General features: G+C 30.2%; 18 protein-coding genes and 1 pseudogene. 6 read left to right on the top strand and 13 right to left on the bottom strand.

Annotated features, from left to right (window positions below; genetic code table 11):
- Positions 1 to 9 precede the first annotated feature (9 nt).
- The 3 genes from LPB87_RS06540 to LPB87_RS06530 form a co-directional block, all read right to left on the bottom strand.
- Positions 10 to 285, bottom strand: a complete 276-nt coding sequence (locus tag LPB87_RS06540; RefSeq protein WP_230605367.1) for a DUF6520 family protein — start codon at positions 283 to 285, stop codon at positions 10 to 12.
- 93 nt (positions 286 to 378) lie between these two features.
- Positions 379 to 1,908, bottom strand: coding sequence for a MauE/DoxX family redox-associated membrane protein (locus tag LPB87_RS06535; RefSeq protein WP_230605366.1), 1,530 nt, complete (start codon positions 1,906 to 1,908; stop codon positions 379 to 381).
- A gap of 174 nt (positions 1,909 to 2,082) precedes the next feature.
- Positions 2,083 to 2,376 carry a hypothetical protein gene (locus LPB87_RS06530; protein WP_255673093.1) on the bottom strand — a complete coding sequence of 98 codons (294 nt, stop codon included), beginning with the start codon at positions 2,374 to 2,376 and terminating at the stop codon, positions 2,083 to 2,085.
- 751 nt (positions 2,377 to 3,127) lie between these two features.
- On the opposite strand from LPB87_RS06530, the gene LPB87_RS06525 reads away from it, so the two are divergent.
- Together LPB87_RS06525 and LPB87_RS06520 are read left to right on the top strand one after the other, a co-directional pair.
- Positions 3,128 to 3,523: a plasmid mobilization relaxosome protein MobC gene (locus tag LPB87_RS06525; RefSeq protein WP_230605365.1), complete on the top strand. Its 396-nt coding sequence runs from the start codon at positions 3,128 to 3,130 to the stop codon at positions 3,521 to 3,523.
- Complete coding sequence (locus LPB87_RS06520) at positions 3,508 to 4,842, top strand: relaxase/mobilization nuclease domain-containing protein (protein WP_230605364.1); 1,335 nt, start codon at positions 3,508 to 3,510, stop codon at positions 4,840 to 4,842. Before LPB87_RS06525 ends, LPB87_RS06520 begins: the two co-directional genes overlap by 16 nt.
- A 134-nt stretch (positions 4,843 to 4,976) precedes the next feature.
- Here LPB87_RS06520 and LPB87_RS06515 read toward each other — a convergent pair whose 3' ends face one another.
- From LPB87_RS06515 to LPB87_RS06500, 4 genes are all read right to left on the bottom strand, one after another.
- Positions 4,977 to 5,681 (bottom strand): hypothetical protein, encoded by a 705-nt coding sequence (locus LPB87_RS06515; RefSeq protein ID WP_230605363.1) that lies wholly within the window; start codon positions 5,679 to 5,681, stop codon positions 4,977 to 4,979.
- 64 nt (positions 5,682 to 5,745) lie between these two features.
- Entirely contained in the window at positions 5,746 to 6,615 is an 870-nt protein-coding gene (locus LPB87_RS06510) for a hypothetical protein (protein WP_230605362.1), read from the bottom strand.
- A gap of 105 nt (positions 6,616 to 6,720) precedes the next feature.
- Positions 6,721 to 7,809: a hypothetical protein gene (locus LPB87_RS06505; protein ID WP_230605361.1), complete on the bottom strand. Its 1,089-nt coding sequence runs from the start codon at positions 7,807 to 7,809 to the stop codon at positions 6,721 to 6,723.
- An 18-nt stretch (positions 7,810 to 7,827) separates the two neighbouring features.
- Positions 7,828 to 8,850 carry a hypothetical protein gene (locus LPB87_RS06500; protein WP_230605360.1) on the bottom strand — a complete coding sequence of 341 codons (1,023 nt, stop codon included), beginning with the start codon at positions 8,848 to 8,850 and terminating at the stop codon, positions 7,828 to 7,830.
- Positions 8,851 to 9,178: 328 nt separating this feature from the next.
- Here LPB87_RS06500 and LPB87_RS06495 point away from each other — a divergent pair, with 328 nt between their 5' ends.
- Together LPB87_RS06495 and LPB87_RS06490 are read left to right on the top strand one after the other, a co-directional pair.
- On the top strand, positions 9,179 to 10,969 hold the full coding sequence (locus LPB87_RS06495; protein WP_230605359.1) for a hypothetical protein: 1,791 nt from the start codon (positions 9,179 to 9,181) through the stop codon (positions 10,967 to 10,969).
- A 51-nt stretch (positions 10,970 to 11,020) separates the two neighbouring features.
- Positions 11,021 to 11,725 carry a hypothetical protein gene (locus LPB87_RS06490; RefSeq protein WP_230605358.1) on the top strand — a complete coding sequence of 235 codons (705 nt, stop codon included), beginning with the start codon at positions 11,021 to 11,023 and terminating at the stop codon, positions 11,723 to 11,725.
- Positions 11,726 to 12,321: 596 nt separating this feature from the next.
- Here LPB87_RS06490 and LPB87_RS06485 read toward each other — a convergent pair.
- From LPB87_RS06485 to LPB87_RS06470, 4 genes and pseudogenes are all read right to left on the bottom strand, one after another.
- Complete coding sequence (locus LPB87_RS06485; RefSeq protein WP_230605357.1) at positions 12,322 to 13,317, bottom strand: hypothetical protein; 996 nt, start codon at positions 13,315 to 13,317, stop codon at positions 12,322 to 12,324.
- A gap of 628 nt (positions 13,318 to 13,945) precedes the next feature.
- Complete coding sequence (locus tag LPB87_RS06480; protein ID WP_230605356.1) at positions 13,946 to 14,581, bottom strand: hypothetical protein; 636 nt, start codon at positions 14,579 to 14,581, stop codon at positions 13,946 to 13,948.
- Positions 14,578 to 14,994, bottom strand: a complete 417-nt coding sequence (locus tag LPB87_RS06475; protein WP_230605355.1) for a hypothetical protein — start codon at positions 14,992 to 14,994, stop codon at positions 14,578 to 14,580. Before LPB87_RS06475 ends, LPB87_RS06480 begins: the two co-directional genes overlap by 4 nt.
- Before the next feature lie 179 nt (positions 14,995 to 15,173).
- Positions 15,174 to 16,043: pseudogene (locus tag LPB87_RS06470) on the bottom strand (tyrosine-type recombinase/integrase).
- A gap of 565 nt (positions 16,044 to 16,608) precedes the next feature.
- On the opposite strand from LPB87_RS06470, the gene LPB87_RS06465 reads away from it, so the two are divergent.
- Both LPB87_RS06465 and LPB87_RS06460 read left to right on the top strand, forming a co-directional pair.
- Positions 16,609 to 17,073, top strand: a complete 465-nt coding sequence (locus LPB87_RS06465) for a JAB domain-containing protein (protein WP_230605354.1) — start codon at positions 16,609 to 16,611, stop codon at positions 17,071 to 17,073.
- Positions 17,074 to 17,193: 120 nt separating this feature from the next.
- Complete coding sequence (locus tag LPB87_RS06460; protein WP_230605353.1) at positions 17,194 to 18,606, top strand: cyclodeaminase/cyclohydrolase family protein; 1,413 nt, start codon at positions 17,194 to 17,196, stop codon at positions 18,604 to 18,606.
- A gap of 319 nt (positions 18,607 to 18,925) precedes the next feature.
- Here LPB87_RS06460 and LPB87_RS06455 read toward each other — a convergent pair whose 3' ends face one another.
- Positions 18,926 to 20,221 carry an HlyD family efflux transporter periplasmic adaptor subunit gene (locus tag LPB87_RS06455; protein WP_230605352.1) on the bottom strand — a complete coding sequence of 432 codons (1,296 nt, stop codon included), beginning with the start codon at positions 20,219 to 20,221 and terminating at the stop codon, positions 18,926 to 18,928.
- Between the two features lie 3 nt (positions 20,222 to 20,224).
- On the bottom strand, positions 20,225 to 22,417 hold the full coding sequence (locus LPB87_RS06450) for a peptidase domain-containing ABC transporter (RefSeq protein WP_230605351.1): 2,193 nt from the start codon (positions 22,415 to 22,417) through the stop codon (positions 20,225 to 20,227).
- Positions 22,418 to 22,429 lie beyond the last annotated feature (12 nt).

The raw sequence follows: 22,429 nt of genomic DNA, 5'->3' as shown, positions 1-22,429 counted from the left end.
GCGTCAGCTTTATGGGCGATATAAAATTATCGGACAAGTAGTTCCATCTAGTCCAAACGCTTGTGGGCTTTCATCATCATCCTCAACTAGACGGCACACTTCATCAAATTCATCAGAACATTCTACAGGAACACTACAAGGAGTCCCCCCTATTGGCGTCGCATAGCCATCTATTTCATCGTCTATTATAGCGTCACTTTGCATCGATGTGGTTAAAAACGCACCTGAAATTGCCAATACAAAAACTGCAACTGGCATCATCTTTTTTAAAATTAATGTTTTCATAATAATATAAATTAATAGTTAATTTCGACCTACTTTTTTCTACAGGTGTTCGATCTAATTCCTGATACTAGCGCTAGTATATCATAACATGTATCAGAGTTTTGTTCCAACCACACGTTTCATTTCATTTTTTAGTTTTTCATTCAATTGATAAATCACCAATTTAGTATCAATAAGAGCATATACATGGGTTGGAGTCACCAAAAAATTCCGAAGCTTTTTACCATCAACTCCATATACATGAAAACTAAACAAATAGCCTTTCTTATCAAGATCATATACATCAATTACCGACGCCTGTTTCCAGACTTCTTTTTGTTCATACCTCCCAGGAACATTGGAATTAACAAAAAGGAGATGTTTACAAACACTACTATTTGCATTTACACTTAAAGTGGGTATCGCCATCGCTTGCTCCGTTTCCTTCTTCAGATAAGCTACCTTTATTTGCGCACGTGATACGGTATCAATAGTATTGCCCCGATAGTCCAGCTTTGCATTTTTATCAGCTACTATATATTCGTTCCTATAACTATAGATGTAAACAATTCGTTTCAATTCTTCACTATAATGCAACATCCCATCGGTATCAAAAACACCATCAATTTGCTTTTGTAATAACTGAGGTGCCATTATGTTTTTTGATTGATCTCCTGCTTTGAAAACGCCAAGAATATTACTACCACTGATTTTACTAATACCTCTAAAAACAATTGTACTACTATCTACTGGTGTACCAATACTAAAATAAGGAGGTTTGGGGCTTTGCAATTTCGCCTTCCAATCCGTAATCAGACCACTAAAAACAGAAGGGGTTCTACCATCTAGTATGTAGAAAAATGGAGGACGAACAGTCATTCTGATAGATTTAAAAGAAAAATTATCACGCTCAAGTGCAACATTAATTTTTTGTTGCTGTAGTTTACTATCAATGGATAATAAATATAGTGGAACGGTGGAATTTCCAAGATATAATTTACCATTTCCTGCTCCTGCAAAGTAATACGAATTGTACTTTAAATCTATAGTATGTGTTAGCGTAACAGGATGGTGTGGATAGCGACGGATAAAAGGATTTTTGTGGTACATGATTTCTTCTGAAGAAAGAAATAAAATGATGACAGCAATACAACTCAATAAGAAAGTCAAAGCTAACTTAGCAGGATATGAAAAAAGTTTTTTTACCTTTATTCCTGGGCTACTTTGAGAATGATTCAGCCATAGTGCGAGTCCTGCCAATACCACAAAAGCTAAGTTAAATAAAAGATGTTCTTGCCAACTCATTTTTTCTAATATTCCACCACAAGAACAAGGCAAAAAGGAACTGTAATTAAGCATGATAAAAATATAAGCTGTAAACATACTCATCAAACAAAACCCTGCATAAAGTGCCTTAATTCTGGTCTTGGAAAAAAGAAGTAATATCGCTATCAAAAATTCAACAATAAGTACCGCCCACGAAATCCAACCCGCAAAGGCACTTAGTAGAGGAGATTGCCCAAGTTCTACCTTGAAGTTTTCAAAATCAAGTCCTTTGTTCATGGCGGCATAAACCAATAAAAAAACATATAATAGGCATACTATTTCTAAAAAAACTTTCCTTGCATTTTTATATACTCTCATAGGGGCGATGATTAAATTGATAAATACAATTACAAATTTATACGCATCAAAATCAAAACAGCATATCAAAATCAAGCCAATAGTTTACAAAAACACGCCATTTTCATCAGATGGAAATAGCGTGTTGAAATTGAATTACGAACAAAAATAGGATTGGATTATCAACAATCTCTCCTATTGTTTTGATTCACTCGTTAAGATCGAAAGTTTTTCTCTGAGTTCGATAAGCCCTGCTTTTTGCAAACATTCTTCTCCAAATAATCTTAATTCTTCCAGATTTTCTTCTTGGATACTAGACATGAGAATTGATGGTTTAACATTGTCTTTAGGGGATAACCCACACTCAATTATATGATTTAATAACAATACATTTTTTCGTGAAATTTTTAAATCAAGCTTCACTACCTCATTCATACCAGGGATACTAAGTACAGTATCTACAACCTTGGCTACATCATTTGTTGTCATAATATTCACGTTTTAAATTAATATTTTATCTGTGTAAAGGTATAAAGCTACTCTTTAAGTATCATGGCTATAATATGTTCATGATAGGTTGAATCCAACTCACTTACCTAGTTTTGTATCTAAAATAAAATAACCTCTAAATGTATGATAGGCTTTTAAGCTACACAGAATTTAAATAATAGCTATTTTTTTTTCAGTTAGAATTCTTCATAGAAAATTTAAGAAGCTTAAAAACGATAATGCAATGACACTCCTATCTTGAAAAAGAACAACCAAAAACCTTCCTTTTAAACAGTCAGGATTTTGTTGTTTTAAAATTGGTGCAATGCTTTGAAAGAGCACGGTTGTTTATGGCACATTGGAGAGCAAATTCGGTTTTTTAATTACCTCTCTACAATGGTTTTAAATTTTAGGCAGTGTGGACTTTCCTCGATTACTAAGAATAAATGATTCTTAATAAGCCCTGAAGATTTTATCGGGCTGTAAGGATTTATTTCATAGTTATTCGATAAGCTAAAATTGACATATCACAGATTATAAAAAGAAGGTATAGAATAGAACAGTGTTTTGAAATTCTAAAAAGATTGGAATCTCCCAAAGATATTTAAAATAGCAAAAAGATTGCCACGTTCCTGCAATCAGCAAGATGTATGGTTGTCGGACAACCAGATCTTGCTGCCCCATACTCGGAACTCGTGGGCAGAGAAACTAAAAGGATAAAAAAAGAGTTTGATAACAATGATGATGAAAGATGATGGAAAGAGAAAATTCAAACAGAACACGCAAGATTACTTTGCGACTGACAGTGGAAGAATATATGAAGATTGAGCAGAAATGGAAAGCTAGTACCTGCCGTAAGCTTAGTGATTATTTACGTAAGCATCTATTCGACAAGAGTATTACAACTATTTGCAGAAATCAATCTTTGGATGATTTTATAGAAGAAACAATAGTACTTCGTAAGGAGTTAAATGCTATTGGAATTAACTTAAATCAGACAGTAAAAAAACTGCACACATTGCAGCGAATTCCCGAATTTAAAACCTGGATTATTCGTTATGAAATCGAGAAACAAATCTTTAAAAGTAAGATAGATTTGATTGAAAAACACACCTCTAAAATAACGGACAAATGGTTGCAATCATAAAATCAACCCATTCAGTCCGCAGTGTTTTTTATTATAATGAGAACAAAGTAAAAATGGGTGTTGCTGAATGCATTGCAGCTGGAAATTACCCTAGTCACATCGATAAAATGACGGAGACTATGAAGCTAAATCGCTTTATAAAACGAGCAGAATTAAATGAAAATGTAAAATGTAATACGCTACATATATCATTAAATTTTGATCCATCTGAAAATCATTCCAAAGAAAAACTGATAGCTATTGTAGACAGTTATATGGAGAAAATCGGCTTTAGTGAACAGCCTTATTTGGTATATCAACATAACGATACAAAACATCAGCATTTGCATGTAGTTACTGTAAATATCGAAAGGGATGGAAAACGAATTGACTTGCACAATATAGGCATGAGAAAATCCGAACCTGCAAGGAAGGAGATAGAAGAACTTTTTGGATTAGTAAAAGCTGAAGGAAGAAAAAAGGAAGAGGAATTCACTTTAAAACCTATTTCAATGGGAAGCATTCAATATGGAAAGATTGAATCAAAGAAAGCTATATTTAATGTTCTTAATACGGTTGTGAATCATTATAAATTTAATAGCCTTACAGAACTCAACGCAGCCCTTAAACAATACAATGTAATGGCTGACCGTGGTAGTGAAAACTCAAGAATGTTTTTAACTAGAGGTTTGGTCTATCATATATTAAACGCAAAAGGTAAGCCAATAGGTGTTCCAATTAAAGCGAGTAGTTTTTATACGAAACCGACTTTGAAATCTTTAGAAGAGAAATTTAAGAACAATGAGACTAGAAATATGTCGGATAAATCAAAAGTGAAACTTGCTATTGATATGGCATTGTTACGAGAACCTATATTGCCATTAACCGAACTAGCAAGACGATTGGAAAAAGAAGGCATCAGTACTGTTTTTAGAAAAAGCACAGAGGGTTTACTTTACGGTATAACCTATGTTGACCACACGACAAAAAATATTTTTAATGGCAGTAGCTTGGGGAAACAATACTGTGCAAAAGCTATTGAAGAACGATGCGGATTAAAAGTTGCTGGTGAAGAAAAAAGAAATCAGATTTACGAAAAGCTTCGTTCTAAAGAATCACTAATTACTGTTTTGGAACAACAAAAAAACACATTGACAATTCCTGATATGGTAAAAGCATTGGATGTCCTAATGCAGGAAGAAAAAGAATATGTTGCAATGTTACCAAAATTAGATAAGATTATTGATAATTTAATGCAGTCAGAACAGGTAATTGATTACTTACCGTATCAATTGAAAAATAAAAAAAAGAAACAAAGGAGAAAGCGATTGTCAAGGTAATGTTAGAAATTAAGGTAGTGTTTCACTAAGATGCACAGTTAGTGAGACATTACCGTAAATTTAAAGGTGCAGAAAATTATCTTTAAATTGTCACAGGACACTGACCTATAAATACTAATATATTTCAATGTTTTTTATTGTCTATCTTCTGTTTTAAAACTAATCATAATATCTTTTCTCTTTGACCAATCACAAAGTACCCAACCTTGTGTTCTAAAGAAGTCAGAGATCTTATTTTCATTTGTTAAACAAATGTTTTTAATATTCAGCAATAATTCACTTAAATTCATGCAAATAGTTTCTTTTTTATCAACTGTTTGTATTGTAATTGAATTAATTTCTTTGTTGATTTCGTTGCTCTCAGGCATTTTTAAAGTGATATTAAATCCATAAGCAATACCACTTACGAGTGTTTTTGGTGTTACAATTCCAGTATCAAAATTTTTATGATACCAGACCAAAATTCCGTAGAACGGTGATCTATTTTCAAACATTGACTCATCAATTCGTTCATGTAAATGTTGAATAGTATTTCTAAAGGCATTTACATCTAATATGCTATCGAGAATTTTGTGATTACTTTCTGAAGGAAGTTTTTGAAATAATTTAATTAGTCTGGAACTATGATCAATAATTGCCCATGCACGTGAGAAAATTTCAGATATATTTTCTTTAACAACATCTTCTTGTGATAACTCATGAAGCTTATTTTCTAATAATGTATAATCTACTTCTAACATTTCAAAAGTAATTCGAATTGCGTCGAAAATCAATCTTTGATATTCATCCATTTGTAGAGGAAGCATTTTAAAAGGTGACCTCTCAGAAAGTATTTTCATATTTAATTAGTTATTTTATTTATAATTAATTCTAATAAATCATTTTAAATATAGCCTTAAGCACTTATTGTATTCTCATGTCATACTTGTTATTATCTCTCAAAAATTGTTTTAATTCAGGATGAAAAGCCACAACTTTTTTGTCAATATAATCCTGGATGAAAGGCGCAATTTCATATTGACAATCTTCAGGTGGAGTTAGACCACATTCCAAATGATCAATCATATCAGTTGAAGCTATTAACGCAGCTTCAGTCATAATTACAAGAACCAAAAATAAAGTAATTATATATGATGTTCTGATATTTATATTTTTCAAATATATGTCTAAATTCTGATTACATTCCCTTATTAAATTATGAGATGTGAACTGAATTCCATTGTTATGAACATAGTCGTTAAGTTTAGTTCTCAATGTTTCCCAATAATGCTCCAAATTATAATTTTCAAGTGTTTTAGTAATGTGATCATTTTGCTTTAAATATTTCATATAATTTTCAAAGCTTAATTTCATTTTAATCTTGTTCGGAAGTTCTGACACTGTATTACCAAGCCATGCTTCAACTGCTTTTTCGTCACCAGTGAGATTAGAATCAAATTTTAAATCTGATATTGAATTTGTTCGATTATTTACAACATCCAAAATATAAATATATAGGATCAAATCATCTCTTAGCTTGCGAATCAAGGTATTTGCGTCAGCAAAACTCCCAATTGAACAACACAATTTAATACTCTTTAATGTCTGAACTGAATTATCTAACAACGTTGTACTAATGTTGTGAATTTTTTTATCCGTAAAAAAGTAAATCATTCTCCCACTAAAAGATATGAGATCAGAAAAATCATCAAGAAAATCAATATTACTATTAAATTCTTTAGTAAAAATTTCAAATGATTTTGTATTTCCAACTATGTTTTCACTAAAATTCATTTCATATATTTTTTTGTCATTGTAATCAACTCACTTCACTACAATGAAATTTTTAAAAATGCCTTCAATAATACATCTCAAAATCTCTCACATATCAGTTGCGTTTTAAAATGTATCAAGTAAACTTTGAATAATATTAACGGATTTTTTATCATGAATTAGTGTATTAAAACATTTTGTACAAATAAAATTTTCAATTTGATAAAATAATTCTAAATCCGCTCTTTCAATTTGATTATTATGTTTGCAAACAGGACATTTAAATATTAAATGATTATAAAAATGCTTTAAAATTTTTTCATTCTTTTTCTTAGTTGAAATATTAGCAAACTCAGTAAAAAATAGGTAGGCAATTATTCGACGAAACTCTTTTATAACTTTAACTTGTTTGTTTTTATTATCCTGTAAAAAATTAAAAGCTATTTCATCGATTACAGAGACTGCATAAAATAATAAATTAGGTACAACAAAATAATAATTTTCAAAATAGTTATTCATATCCTCTTTTATAGAAAAAACGAAATTTAGATTTTGTTCAGTAGTTCTATAATTTTTATCTTTTGTAACAATATGTAAAGCTTGATTAGTAGAGCTGTTTATTCCTGACTCGAAGGATTTGTTATATCTTAAATCATAAATCAAATCAACATCATAAAAATGATTAAATTTAATATTACTTATAGCTTTTTCAATAATTTCTTTTTTATCAATTTTAGAATTACTTGGATCATATTTTTCCGGATTACCATCATGAAAAAATCGTTTAATAAAATCCGTTCGATCTACCAATAATTGCTCTAAAATAAATAATTCATCTAAAAAAGGTTTTCTTAATAGAGAATATGCCACAGTCATTTTACCCCGTTTAGCACAATGTAAAGACTCAAATATGAAATTTATAAGATCTGATGTTACAGCTAAAAAAATATGCTTTGAGATTATTAATTCAATTTCATGATTTAAATCATTTGCCTTTAAATAATCTAAAACATGAATATCTCCCGCCTTTAATTCATCGATAATTTTTTGATGATCTTGAGGTATTATTTCGGTTTTAAGAAGGTTTTTATAATTTTTCTCTATATAAATTTCTGTAATTTGGTCATAAATTACCGCACATAAATCATTTATTTTTTGATACTTTTTTGGGATAAAAACTTCTTCTCCTTCTTCAATGGATAATGTTAATCGCATATATCTCTCAAATTTTATTTACGTGTCAAGTCTATTATTATCACTAAAATCTATTTTCCTCTGCAAACTAGTAACTAAATGCTTATCATTAACTTGAGAATGCAAAAAATTGATACTTTCTTTGCTATGTACCTCCTTAGGGTTTCTTTTCCCACCGTAAATACCTATTTGTTTATCAAATTGATTATCTTCGATACTAGCAAGTATTAACCTGATTTCTTCACAAATTAAGACATATTCAATCGATAATTCTCCAATATCCCTTGTTTTTAAATCTGAAATAATATAGCGATGTACCATTTTATTACGATCATTATATAAATATTCTAATTTATCAAATATATCTTGATTTATAATTGCTAGCTCTTTTGCTTGTTTATATATATGTCTTTCAAATACAGGTTTATCATTTTCTTCTTGGTATAATAATCTAATATCAATTTTATTTGTGTTAGACATTAATTGTTTTTTCATAACAATTGCTAGACGCAAGTAAGCATCTATTTGATTCGCTAGAATTATTATAATTTCAATTTCAGATTTATTTTTATAAGCTATATTTAATAAATCAAAAGACGCCGCAAGGGAGGACATAAATTTTTCATATTTATCAATTTCTATTGCTTCTTCTCTCCATTCAGATGATAGCAATTTGAGACTCTTTAATGCTTTTCTAACTTTAACCAACTCTTCTAAAATCTTTTCTGATTTTTCATTGTTAGTTTCATAAATATATTTGGACATAAACAGATGATCATCAACCACAGCGTAAAATAAATGCATATTGAATCCACCTCCATCCATTCTTCTTTGAACAAAATTAAGATTATCCTTGTTGTATTTTTGTTTTCTTATCTTTTCAGAAATACTCTTTTCATTTTCAGAATAAATACTAATCTGAAAACAACCTACTGTCTCTTCATAAAGTTCAAAACAGTATGGTGATTCTTCCTTGTCTCCAACAGCAATATTTTTATACTGCCATTCTACAGGTAATTCTATTATAAACTTTCCTTCTGGATGTGTAAAATATTTTATCATTTAATAAATTGTTAATTGAAAAATAACCAGAGTATTTTAATTACTAAAAATTAAACACTTTTTTAAAAAATTTATTTGAATAATTCTCAAATATACAGTAAATAAATATGTTTTAATTTAAATACAATTTATAAACAAAAGACAATCTAAATAATTGAAATGGTATGAGATACTTTCAAAAAAAAAAGACTGATTTAAAATCAGTCTTTATTACTTAGGGGGACGAATAAATCTTACTAAAGCAAAGTAGAGGAAGTACCCGAACCCCTTTCTGTATGTTTAATTAATTTTTTCTACTTTTATACAAAAGTAATACATTAATAAGTAAATGCAAAATATAAATCTTAACTACTCAACTAATAACTTAGAAAAATTGTTTATAGAAAAATCTATTGAATCTTTATACCAAAATTCAATAGATAGTTATAGACTTAGGTTGCATAATCCAAAAACACTAATTGAAGAATTAATAACTGTCACACAATCATCCATAAATGGTATCCTCACTAATAATGATTACGTAAATTATACATCTAAAGAACTGAAGAAAATATTAAGTGAGAATAATGACGAATTAAAATTCGTAAAGATTAACAAAAAACATTACACAGGTATTTTAGAAAAAGCTGATAGGAAAAATTACAAATTAATTATACAATCAAGCAAGTTAATTTTAAGGGATAATCAAGAATACTGCTCTAATATATTTAATAAAATTAAATCAATAACTGAATCATATTCTAGTTTTTTTGACGAAGAAAACAATTTTATTGAATCGAAAAAAAAGGTATTTGATGATTTAAAAAAGGACTTAATTGTCTTAGGCGATTACCTCTATATTGAATTACTTAGTAAAGGTTTTACCAAACAGTATCTTTACAAAACATTTCAGAGTATATTTATTTACAATAGTAATACCCCAACATTCTCAGATAAAATAGCTGTTTTTAAGTCCATAATAGACAAAGCAGATGAAAATTTCACTGTTATATTTTTAATTAATGATAATTCATTTCAATTTTCAGAATTAAAAAAAATTGACAATTCTTATAATTTAATTGATAAAAAATATAGGCGAATCAACAAAACTAAAATTTCAGATGAAGTTTATAATTTTTTAGAAAAAAACAAAGAAAAAATCCTTATATCCCTTGATTTCAAAAGTAAAGATTATTTCAAAGCAATTCAATTAGGAATAAACAAGCTATCTAAAGATTTAGACATTTATCATCTAGGATATAATAATAAACATTTCAAAATTGATGCACAATGCGCCACAATTGGAGAAAAAGAGCCTTTAAAAGCATCTATTAGTCCTAGCAATTTCCAAATTGATGGTTACTTTAAGAGCGATTCTGATGTTTTCGCAGATCTGTTGCAAAAAATAACTACTATAAAAACCAAAAGTATTGATCCTGAAAGTTTTGACAAAATCCTGAGTGCTATTAGATATTACAGGACTGGTAGTGAATCGCCTGAACTGGAAACAAAATTGTTAAATTATTGGATTGGACTGGAATTTATTTTTACTTCTTTCAATTCTGACGAAAAAACTATTGATAGAATAAGAAATTATTTCCCTAAGTGTCACAGTTTAATCTATGTAAAACGCAACTTATATGATTTTCATAGATCTTTGAGAAGACTTGGATTAAAATCCAATATTATAAACTACAATGATGATCTAAAATATTTTATTGATCATAATAGTTATAACACAATCAACAATAACACTAATTCTGAGCTACTTAAGTTTAGAACTGTTTTTTTTAAGAAATGGCATGAAGAGCCAAACAAAATTGAAGATGTTTTAAAAAAGCATCAAGATAATCTAACATGGAACATCACGAGATTATATCGTATCAGAAATGAAATAGTTCATAACGCCGCAATAAAAAATGGAATCCACACACATATAGCGCATCTAAAATATTATTTATCCTTTACCTTAAATTCAATTTTAAATTTTATGTCTGATGTTACTGTTGATGTTAATAATGATGGAAAAGTATCAATTGAAGACTATTTTATTACACAAGAAATTATATTGGGGGCGTTGAAAGGAGAAAAATTAGAAAAATTCTTAGAAATTGACAATCCCAATGAAATTTTTCAGTAAATATGAATCAATAATAGAGACTCAATCAATTCTTTTTAGACAAACTGAAACATGATACAATTTGATATATATAGAGATGCTACAAAAGAAATTTATGCAGATGACATACCTGAATTTTGCGCTTCTGAATACTGGGGTAATTTAAGCAACAAGGTTTCTTTTGTATTCAGTAGATTAGATTATCTTAACGATATTTTAGTTTCGATATGCGAAAAAGTAGCGCTTTATAACATTAATTTTAAAAAGAGAAATGGCTTAAATAACAAAAGGACAGTAATTACTCCTTACATTGAGATAATACATGTAATGTCAGATTTGCGAATGATAATCGATGAATTAATAGCTTTGTTGTATATAGTTGAAAAAAGAAAGGAATTGGGAGACTATCCATGCAAAATAGAAGTAGAAAGCATTGGTAATTTATTAGGAAAATGGAATGAGAACAAATTTGAAGATGTGAGTTTTTTTCTTGATTATAAGGCTCTTTTAAAAAATGTGAATGACATTACAAATACTTATAAACATTCATTCATTAATGATCATATACTATTTTATAGACAACTTGAAAAACCGATAGTTTATGCTGTAAGAAATTTTAGTAAGGAATATGATCGACAAAAAAATAAATTGCTTGCCATACCATTAGAAGATATAGTGAACGATTTTAACACAATGTTTAAAAAATATAATTCACTATTAAAAGAAATGACATATGAACAAATTGTAATTGATTTCGAAAACAAAAAGAAAATATAAATACACTAAAATTAAAAAAGGTAGTTTACTCCTCAGGTAAGAAAATGAGCGTTTCATGAAGTCTTTTACCTGTTTTATTTTCCTTATAGATATCAACAAGTAATCAAACGAAAGCTTTCGACTAAACGAATATACCTTTTTAAAAACGTTTTTACTAAATTTGCAACTGATTAGAGATTGTGTTAAGCAATATCATCTTTAATAATTGCAATTTATTTTTCAGTTAAACTCCCATAAAATCATAGACTCCATTGAAATATCATTACATTTCTACCGGAATTTCATTCAACGTTTTATCAACATATAGCTTTAAGAAATCAAATTTCTAAAGTTTTTTTTCAACGTTTATATCATACTTCATTGCATTGTTGAGCCCTGTACATTCATCAGCATTTTGAAAATTCTCACAAGTGGTAATATTGGCACTTCTTTTAAATATCTACATTATTAAAGATAAGTTTAGTTCTTCAGACATTTCCAGCAATCATAAAAGAAGAGTCAAAAGAATTATGAACAGAAAAGCATTTACTAATAAAAAAAGAAAAATAAGTTCAACAGTTTCAGCATTATATTATCTCTAGCTGTTAAAAACTCTTTTACGTGATGTGCATTTGTATTTTCTTTTTTAAATAGTCGAGTGTTAATGGTTCTGTGTAATCAATTTCAATTAGTATTATTCCAAGTTGGGCACAAAGTTGCTTTTTTCTTGCGTCACGTTTTCGCAATCTTTCAAATGCTTTATCACCACCCCAAGCTTTGATTGGATAAAAATGTTGTTGCCCTTGATATTCAAAAGCAATATTTTTGCTAGGCAAATAAATGTCTAATTCTAAATTATCTAGCCAATACGGTCGTATATTTCGTTCAATCGTGCAAAAAGGAAACGCATTAGAAACTAAATGAAATAAAATTGTTTCACTTACCCAACCTTCTCCAATTTTCCTAAAACCAAATTCTGTTCTAGTTTCATTCTCAGGTAACTTCTCTAATTCTTTGTAGCATTTAACTGCTAAAATTCGTTCTTCTTCGTTGTCAAAAGTTGGATTATCAATGAATATTTTTTTTGATAGCTTTAGCTTTTCAACAATTTCTGAAGGACAAATTTCAGAAATAAATGTGAAGTTTCTAAAACCTAATTTTAGTGATGCCAACTGGATGTACCAGCCGTAATATTGTTTAAAATTCCCTCCATACATTTCGTGACACCACCTTAAAGTTGGTGTAGCCATATTACAACGATGACAAAGTTTAGGCAGGAATTTAAAAATATCATCAATACGCTTTTTAGGTTTTATTTTTTTTGTTAAATCATCTGGAAAAGGTGGTTTCCAAGGAATATCAGTTATTTCCTTTTTGTCATCTGAAAGCGAATCTGTCAATATAAAGTAGTTGATTAAAGCTTGCTCAGAACACGAACAAATATATTGTTCACTATTTTGTTTCTCCGAAAAAGAAATAAAAGTCCCGTAATGTTGTGGGTAATGAACATATGGTAATGGCAAACTTTCCAACTGAGTAGGAGAATGCAAAGCAACTTCAGGAAGTTCAACAATTTTATTAGCAATATTCCTTGTAGTTTTATTTTTGTTCATTTTGCATATCAGTTAACATTCTTGTACTTATGAATGATGTAGACTTTTGTAAAATACGATGAAAAAGGGAAATTATTTTGCCTATTCTATTTGAATTAAAGTTCATGAATCAATTTTCCACTTTCCTTTCTTAAACTTCATGTGTTGAGATATTATTATCTTCTTATTTATACACCAACCATAAAATGGCATCAATGCAACTCTTTTTAGTTCTTTAAGTAATAAGTTGACTTTTTCCTAAGCGAATATAATAACTATTTTTACTACAAATCATTAACCCTTTTAATATAAATAAAAATGATTCGTCACTATTTTATCATCAAAATTTTCTTTAAGTTCAGCATAAAATGGTTCGTAAACAGCTTCGCAAAGAACATCATTTTATTATTGATTTTCTTCAGCGATAAAAGCTTCGGATTTTTAAGCTAGGTACAATTTTAAATATTTAAATCTTCTAGTATTATGCCTTGTTACTTTTATTTAGTTTTATTATTTTCGGTAAAAAAATTTGCTTCGCAAGGGCATTCTTTTACTATACCTGTCGAAGAAGTAGAGTGCCATCACTGTAAATCTTGGGAACAATAGTAGCAAGAATGATTTTAAGAGTAGCGTTCCACCTTTACTCTTTTTAGTATATTGCTAACATCTCTAATTTTCCATTTTTAAACCAAATTTGTAACCCAGACTTTCCACCATCTGTCTTCGAATATGATTTAGATATGTCGGTTTCAAAGTCTAGATAATATTTACTATTTAAAATATTTATACACTCCTGTTCTGACATCCCTATAAAAATACCTTCGTCAGAAACTGCCTTGAAATTTTCTTTGATTAAAATCTGATTAACAGAACTCATAGAAATGTCATCTCGGGTAAATAAAAATTCTAGACCAAGTTTATTGTATTTTACAATTTTATTTCCTCCTGTATATTCGCCGTTATATTTGTCAAATTCTAATTTTGTAATATCAATATAATCAGGCTCTCCTATAATGGATTTAATGTCATTAAAAGAATTTACTTTAGGTTGAATTCCATTTATATCACTAAACAATGAAATGGACTGTATAGGGTTATTAACTTTTGTGTCCTCATGCGAAGAGGTAGAAGATAATGTGTCTACTGCTTGAGAAATATCATATTCAAACGCAGATTCTTTATGTACTGTTGGTGTGTCGCTTATTTTATTAACATCTTTTTTAGGTTCTTTAAAACAAGAAGTTAAAGTGGTGCAAAATATTAAAAGTGCAAATTTTTTAATCACGATAATTTAATTTTAAAAGTTGTGAAAAATAGAGAAATTAAAAACAAGATTAAAGAAATAAATAATCCATATTTAAAATCCTTGAGTATAGCTTGAGTATAGTAATAGCTTTTCGAAGAATATTTATTGAATTCTGTACCTGCATAATTTAAATCGTATACATCAAAACCATTTCCCTCTGTCTCGACTAAATTACCAAAATAGGTTTTATACGTTATTTTAGAAACTTTTGTTGTGGCAGGTATTTGATATTCTAAATAAGGTCTCCCTTGTTCATCATATTGTGGTGGCGAATCAGCTAAATAACTAAATGTCCCTAAATGCTCTATACCATATAAAGCAGAAAATCCTATTATGATAGAAATAAAAATGTTTCTAATTGTCGATTTCTTAATCTCTATTGTTTTATTCATTATACTTGAATTTTAACTTAAAAATATTTTAGACTTTTCTGTTTTTAAGTAACGTTACGTCTGTGTAATAAGGCATAACTTGTAATATGTCTGACTACGCCCGATTTATCTACCCTAAATTAGGTCGCTATGTCTGACAATTGTCAGTATTATTTCTTTTCAAAAATAGGATTTTTATTTCATAAATCATCAAACGGACTTTTTATTTGATGAATACTTTTCGTACTAACAAGGGTGTAAATTTCGGTGGTCTTACTACTTTGATGACCTAATAATTCTTGAATATACCTTAAATCAGTTCCGCTTTCAAGTAAATGTGTAGCGAAACTATGGCGCAACCAATGTAAACTTACAGGTTTTGTTATGTCAACTTTTTTTGAGTGCTTGTTTTAATACACTTTGCAAACTTTTTCTGAATAGGGCTCACCAGGATTTGCACCTTCAAACAAATAGGTTCTGGGTTTAAATAAGACATACTATTCCCGAAGCATTTCTAAAATTTTAGGAGATAAAGGTGGAATTCTGTCTTTTTTCCCTTTGGAGTTTTTAAGCAATATAATATTTCTTTTAGAATCGATATGAACAGGTCTAAGCGCTAATAATTCGCCACAGCTCAAACCACAGCTATAAATCAAACTTAGCATCATTTTGTGTTTAATGTTGCTATGTGCATTCAAAATCAATTTCACTTCATCTTTGCTCAAAACGTTAGGTAATTGTTTAGATTGCTTTGGTCTGTGAATTTTAGCTATTTCAATCTTTGTTTCTCGAATGGTTGTAAAATATAGCTTTATAGCATTAACTATTTGGTTTTGATAAGATTCCGAAAGATTATTTTTCAGTATATACTCGTTATTATAGACAATCACATCTTCATTAGAGATTCCGGAAATGGGTTTTTCCCGCCAGAAAATCAAAAACGATTTCAATGCTTCACTATAAGTATTTACTGTGTTTTCGCTATAGCGTTTGGAACGAAGCCATTGTTTAAATTTCTCAATTTGCTCGATAGCTTCTTCTGATGCAAAACAATGAACTAATGCATCCAAATGAAACCGTTCTCTGTTTTCAAACGTATCTGGAAGATGCTAAAGCCCTAAAGTATGACTCCATCGAGAACCTTCCAGTTTCTTGATACGTGCTGTCAATTCGGCATTTTTTTCAAAATAAACAGCAATTCATTTTTCTTTTCTATGAGTGATAATTTTTGCTTCCCAATTCATAGTTATGCAATTTTAACTACTAAAATAATAAATTAAGATCAATTTCAATATGAGTATAAAGACAAAAGAAGAGAAATAAAATAAGCTACATTTTTGTAATTCGTGCAATTATCAATTCCTTTCATAGTTTTATATTTTAATCATCAAAGCGTTTAATTTTTCTTCAAACATATTATAGTGATCTTTCACAATTAAAATTAGCTAATCAAACGGCTCTTTATTCTTCTTAATCTTATTTAATTTCGTCACAAAGTTCGGGAATCGCCTGCGGGCGCTAGCAAAAAATTCCCCCATAAATACAGGAAAAAATTCCTGCTTTATTGCGTTGCTTTTTGCGCTTGCTAGGCGATTCCCAGTGGAAGTTCCATAATTAATTTAAAATATAGAAATTATGGAAACTTTAAATCAAAACTGGCAGACTGTATCTGAAATTGAACTGATCTATAAAACGAAAGTAAAAAACTCTGAAAGACCGCAAATCAAATCTTCTAAAGACGCATACAAACTGGCTCTTTCAGCTTGGGATTATAATAAAATTGAACTCTTTGAGCAGTTCAAAGTATTACTTATGAATCAAGCTCAAAAGGGACTTGGAATTTACGAAATCTCATCTGGAGGAATTACAGGAACTATAGTGGATCTCAGATTAATATTCACAGCAGCTCTTAAAGCCAATGCAACATCTCTGATAATGATTCACAATCATCCTTCAGGAAACCTCACAGCCTCTGAAGCCGATAAACAAATAACTCAAAAAGTAAAAGAAGCTGGAAGACTTCTTGATATTACATTACTGGATTCATTAATTATAACTACCGAATCCTATTATTCTTTTGCTGATGAAGGCGCTTTGTAAGCGCCTTTAAAATTTAGGATAATCTCGCGACGATTACTAGAAGTCATGTTTTTATTTTAATTATTCCTCATGAAATTAACAATTTAATTATATTTACATAATTTATTTAAATAATTTATTATGGAAATAGAATTACTAGATATTCCAACGGCAGAATTACTCGAAAAATTTGGAGCGGGAAAGGCAAAACCTGGCTCTGGAAGTGCGGCAGCATTTCAAGGAATGCTTGCTTCGAAATTGCTAATAACAGTTATAAGCTTAACAAATAGACCTGCTTATCAAAAATCCTTTAGTCAAGTGTTACCTAAGTTATTAGAGTATCAAGATGAAATAGAAAAAAAAGTTTTCCCTGAACTTTGCCAACTCTTTGCACATGATGCTGTTGAGTTTGACAAGGTAATCGAGCTTAGGACACTAAAAAAAAATGAAAAGGATCCAATAATCCAAAATCAGTTGAGACGACAATCGTTAGAACAAATGAAAGTTGCTATAGCAATTCCTTTAGACATTTGTAATTTGTCAATAGAGCTTTGCGAAATAGCGAATTATGTCTTCGACAATGCATTTAAAGCAGCGAGAGGCGATTCTCATGTCGCTTTTAGTAGCGCTGTTTCTGGTCTTGCCGGTTCTTTAGCAATAATTCGTTTGAATCTACTTCAATTCGGAAGCGATGACTTTCGTTACTGTGAAGATATTCGATCAAAATTAGTCGCTCTTGATGTCGATTATACAAATTATAATTTGTTGGCAACATCAAAGATTACTATACTTCAGAGAGAATATGACAGGAAGTTGCCATTTTATCTTGAGTTAAACGATTTAATAGACAAACTTAAGAGCATAATTAATCCAACAAATTCCCAAATCGAAGAAGGAATAAGAGAATTCCAAAATCTTGTTTGGAGACATAAAGATATAATTTGGAAAAAACCACCAACAAGTTCTGAAGAAATTTTAAACCCAGAACGCATTTTCAAAGATGTATTATGCTACGATTTCGTCCTGAAACATGAATTTGGTATCAAAGATGAATTTGGAAAAGTGCAAGAATTGATGGGATTTATAGACCAAGAAAAAAGATTGGTAGTCATTTCCTCAAAGCTGCCGATTGAAGTCCAGAGATTCACCGCTGCTCATGAACTAATTCATGCCTTGTTTCATGTACAATCTGAAAGACACCGCGAACTTCCGCAGGATAGATATACTCCTTACGAGCAAAGAGATCCAGAAGAAAAAGTTGCTGATCGTGGCGCAACTTATTTCTTATTACCGAAAAAAGAAATTGTTAAGAAGTTCGAGTTAAGATTTGAAAGTTTGCCTTTCCTTGTAAATGAACAAACAACTTTCAACTTAACTAGAGGTAATGTTTCTGATTTAAGAAAGAAATATAGAAATCGGAGAGAATTATCCAGACGTTTGGCTACAACGGAGTCCTACAATGGCGTACGATTCAACTCTTTAGCTGACGAATTTAAAGTCTCTACCGAAGCCATGGCTATCCGCTTAGAAGAATTAGGTTTAGTCCTTTATTGATTAGCTGAATTCAACGTCAACGGTTCAACGATTTCTCCTAAATTATTTAAATGTGTGACGGATTTACAAACAAAAAGAAGAGAGAAGTGAAGATACATTTGTTATTAACACTTTTTTAATTTTTTTCAATCGTTTATTCAAAGAGAGTATTCTTTTCTTTTTTCAAATAGATTATCAAAATATTTCAAATTAAGATTAAGATGTGCGTTCTACAATACTACAATAATCTTCAATAATCTGGTTAGATATTTGAATGGTTCCCGCTACTAATTGGAATCTTGTTGAACTTATATCTTCCTAGCGGGAACAGGACTCTAACCTAGTTCTGTCTAAACAAGCTCTTAAACTGATATAGTATCCTTTCGAGTAATCGTAAATCTTCGGTAACAATTTCGGCGCTACCTTTCATTTCTTGCTGAAAAGGGATCTTCTTATTATACGATGTTTCTAATCCTTTAGGAAGTGATATATCCAGCAGTAAATTCCCGTCTTTATCCGGAATAAGCGAAATGTTTTCGACCTTACCTCTAATTACACCAAACTCTCTGTCTGGAAAATTAAACAATCGAATATTAACTTGTTGTCCTAGTTTGATTTTTCCTGAATTCTGTGCCTTTGCTTTAGCTTTGCCAATATATCCTTTTTCGGTATCTGGAATAATCGAAAAAACATTCTCTCCAGAAGTAATTGTTTGATTCTCTGTCCATACTTGCAAAAAGGTAACTACACCTGGAATTGATGATCTTAATGTATAAGCTAATTCCCAATCTTTAATTCCTTTTTTTAACTGATAAAAAGATTGCATTAAGTTACGCTCTAAATTCACTTCTTCTTTCGTTCCGCTTATTTTAGTTCCTTGACTTGATCTTGAGTTTTCTATGAGAGATGATTTTAACTGCGATATCGAAGAAAGCAGACCTTTATAATTCTTATCTGCCTGAAGATAACTCAACTTTTTATTTTCTAGATCTTGTGTCGAGATAACTCCTTTTGCATATAAGGCTTCAAAACGATTAACATCATTTTTTTGGAGTTGTAATTCGCTTTCGTTAATACTTTTTTGCTGCTGCAAAATTGTCAATCGCTCTTTAACCTGGGTATGTTCTGATTTTTGGGCATTATTTTCAACCTGATAAGGCTGTAAGTTTTCATTAAGTTTCCACGCTGCATAATCCTTTTGAAATACTCCATAAGCACTTTCCATCTCTCCAAACTGCATATTATTTAAAGAAGCAAAAGGGAATTCTTTATTCCTATCGTTTATATTAAAATTGTCTACTATGTTTTTTAGAACAAAGACATCTTTATAATTAGCTGAATTTTCGATAATTGCTAGCGGCGTATTTTTAGGCACTCTTGCTTTATCTTTTACCAAAATTGCTTCGATTCTACCTGTGGTTTTTGCTACCAATTTCTCAGGTGGAATGGATGTTGTAATACTTATTTCTGTACTTACAACATCTGGATATTTAAGAAACCAGGAAACAAAAAACAGCATGCATATTATTGCAAAGATTAAAACCGTTCCCCATCGTATCATCCAATGTGGCACTCTTGTAAGGATATCTTGTACTTCTTCGCTTCTTAATTCAAATTTTGTATTGTCTTCTGCCATGTTTTAATTTCCTAATTGCAATTGATTACGAACCAATTCAAAATAATTCCCTTTTTGTTCTACTAATGCGGAGTGACTTCCTATTTCGATGATCTTTCCTTTGTCTAAAACAACAATTTGATCCGCATTCATCACCGTACTTAATCGGTGCGCAATTACTACAACTGTTTTATCCTTAAAGAAGATATCCAGTTTGCCCATAATTGATTTTTCATTATTGGCATCTAATGCTGATGTTGCTTCATCAAAAAACAACATTTCGGGATTTTTATATACTGCTCTCGCAATTAATAATCGTTGTTTTTGTCCTGTACTCATACCAACTCCCTCGGATCCTATTTTGGTATTATAACCAAGAGGCAAACTAGATATATATTTTTTTATATTAGCCACATCGGCAGCGTATACTAATCGTTCTTTATCTATTTTATCGACCCCAATGGCTATATTATTAGCAATTGTATCACTAAAAATAAATCCTTCTTGCATGACTGCTCCAATGTTGTTACGCCATGCTTTTTGCGAGATGTTTTTGAGTTGTGTATTTCCTAAGTTAATTTCGCCATTATTTGGCTCATAAAACTTGAGCAATAATTTCATTAAAGTAGTTTTTCCGCTTCCGCTAACGCCTACAATTGCAGTTACTTTATGTGCAGGAATTATCAAATTTAAATCATCTAAAACTGGAATATCCGACCCTAAATAGCGATACGATAAATCTTTGATAATTATATCACTATCCTGAGGAATATCTTGGGTTTGATGTACTTCTTGCTGTACCTCATCTTCTTTGTCATGAATTTCGGACAATCTTGCCAACGATATTTTGGCATCTTGTACTTCTCGCACGAACTCAATAAGTTGTGTAATCGGACCATTTAAACTCCCTACAATAGAACTTATGGCTAGCATCATCCCAAGTGTTATCTGACCATCGATTACTAGTTTTGCCGAAAGGAAAATGATAAAAATATTCTTTAATTCATTAATTACAGATGAACCAATTGTTTGGGTTTGCTCTAAAACTAATCCTTTTATAGAAACTCTAAACAATCTTGCTTGTACATACTCCCAACCCCAACGTTTTTGCTTTTCGGCATTATGCAGTTTTATTTCCTGCATTCCGTTTATAAGCTCCATAACCTTACTTTGTTCCTGACTAACTTCTGAGAATCGTTTATAATCGAGCTCTTCTCTTCGTTTTAAAAACAAAGTTATCCAACCGAAGTATAGAATGCTTCCTGCAAAGAACACTAAGAATATCTGAAGATTATAATAGGCTAGAACTCCTCCCATAATAATCATATTGATTACTGAGAACAATACATTTAATGATGATGTGGTAAGGATTCTTTCTATACGACGATGGTCGTTTATACGTTGCATAATATCTCCTGTCATTCGGACATCAAAAAACGAAATTGGCAAGTTCATTAATTTGATGAAGAAATCTGAAATTAAAGAAATATTTATCCTGGTAGATAAATGCAATAATATCCAACTCCTGATAAGTTCTAACCCTGTTCTTCCTGCAAAAAGAAATAATTGTGCAAACAGAATTAAATAAATAAAATGAATGTTTTGGTTTTGTATTCCTACATCGACAATACTCTGGGTAAGAAACGGGAAAATAAGCTGTAATAAACTACTAGCTAATAAACTTATACTTAACTGGATTAGGAATGATTTATAACGCAAGACGTATTGCGATAATAACCCAAATCCTAAACCTTTTTTATCTTCTTTATCAAACTCGGATTGAAAAAATCTTGGAGTGGCTTCTAATAATAATGCAATTCCTTCCTGAGTAGAATCATCGGCATTATTTCCTATCCAAAACTTAATAAAATCTTTCTGATTATATTCTATCAATCCAAAGGCTGGATCAGAAATATAATAAAGCCCTCTCTTAATTTTATAAAGCACAACATAATGATTTTTATTCCAATGCAGAATACAAGGCAAACTAATTTCTTGCATTGATATAATGGAAAGTTTTACTCCTAAGGTTCTAAAGCCAATATTTTCGGCAGCATCGCTTAATTTTAATAAATTGCTCCCAACTCGAGTAGTTTCAGCTTTATCCCTTAGTAATTGTATATCTATATTTTTTCCGTAGAACTTAGAAATTATTTTTAAACAAGTTGGCCCACAATCTTTTATATCAACTTGCTTATAAAACGGAAAATCAGTCATTTATTAATTGTT

The organism is Flavobacterium sp. EDS (assembly GCF_020991525.1).
In the GTDB taxonomy this organism is placed as follows: domain Bacteria; phylum Bacteroidota; class Bacteroidia; order Flavobacteriales; family Flavobacteriaceae; genus Flavobacterium.
This window is presented reverse-complemented; position numbering and strand designations above follow the sequence as displayed.

Excerpts from the sequence above, each read along its gene's own strand:
- LPB87_RS06540 (WP_230605367.1), bottom strand. The coding sequence starts at position 285 with ATGAAAACATTAATTTTAAAAAAGATGATGCCAGTTGCAGTTTTTGTA.
- LPB87_RS06535 (WP_230605366.1), bottom strand. The coding sequence starts at position 1,908 with ATGAGAGTATATAAAAATGCAAGGAAAGTTTTTTTAGAAATAGTATGC.
- LPB87_RS06530 (WP_255673093.1), bottom strand. The coding sequence starts at position 2,376 with ATGACAACAAATGATGTAGCCAAGGTTGTAGATACTGTACTTAGTATC.
- LPB87_RS06525 (WP_230605365.1), top strand. The coding sequence starts at position 3,128 with ATGATGGAAAGAGAAAATTCAAACAGAACACGCAAGATTACTTTGCGA.
- LPB87_RS06520 (WP_230605364.1), top strand. The coding sequence starts at position 3,508 with ATGGTTGCAATCATAAAATCAACCCATTCAGTCCGCAGTGTTTTTTAT.
- LPB87_RS06515 (WP_230605363.1), bottom strand. The coding sequence starts at position 5,681 with ATGAAAATACTTTCTGAGAGGTCACCTTTTAAAATGCTTCCTCTACAA.
- LPB87_RS06510 (WP_230605362.1), bottom strand. The coding sequence starts at position 6,615 with ATGAATTTTAGTGAAAACATAGTTGGAAATACAAAATCATTTGAAATT.
- LPB87_RS06505 (WP_230605361.1), bottom strand. The coding sequence starts at position 7,809 with ATGCGATTAACATTATCCATTGAAGAAGGAGAAGAAGTTTTTATCCCA.
- LPB87_RS06500 (WP_230605360.1), bottom strand. The coding sequence starts at position 8,850 with ATGATAAAATATTTTACACATCCAGAAGGAAAGTTTATAATAGAATTA.
- LPB87_RS06495 (WP_230605359.1), top strand. The coding sequence starts at position 9,179 with ATGCAAAATATAAATCTTAACTACTCAACTAATAACTTAGAAAAATTG.
- LPB87_RS06490 (WP_230605358.1), top strand. The coding sequence starts at position 11,021 with ATGATACAATTTGATATATATAGAGATGCTACAAAAGAAATTTATGCA.
- LPB87_RS06485 (WP_230605357.1), bottom strand. The coding sequence starts at position 13,317 with ATGAACAAAAATAAAACTACAAGGAATATTGCTAATAAAATTGTTGAA.
- LPB87_RS06475 (WP_230605355.1), bottom strand. The coding sequence starts at position 14,994 with ATGAATAAAACAATAGAGATTAAGAAATCGACAATTAGAAACATTTTT.
- LPB87_RS06465 (WP_230605354.1), top strand. The coding sequence starts at position 16,609 with ATGGAAACTTTAAATCAAAACTGGCAGACTGTATCTGAAATTGAACTG.
- LPB87_RS06460 (WP_230605353.1), top strand. The coding sequence starts at position 17,194 with ATGGAAATAGAATTACTAGATATTCCAACGGCAGAATTACTCGAAAAA.
- LPB87_RS06455 (WP_230605352.1), bottom strand. The coding sequence starts at position 20,221 with ATGGCAGAAGACAATACAAAATTTGAATTAAGAAGCGAAGAAGTACAA.
- LPB87_RS06450 (WP_230605351.1), bottom strand. The coding sequence starts at position 22,417 with ATGACTGATTTTCCGTTTTATAAGCAAGTTGATATAAAAGATTGTGGG.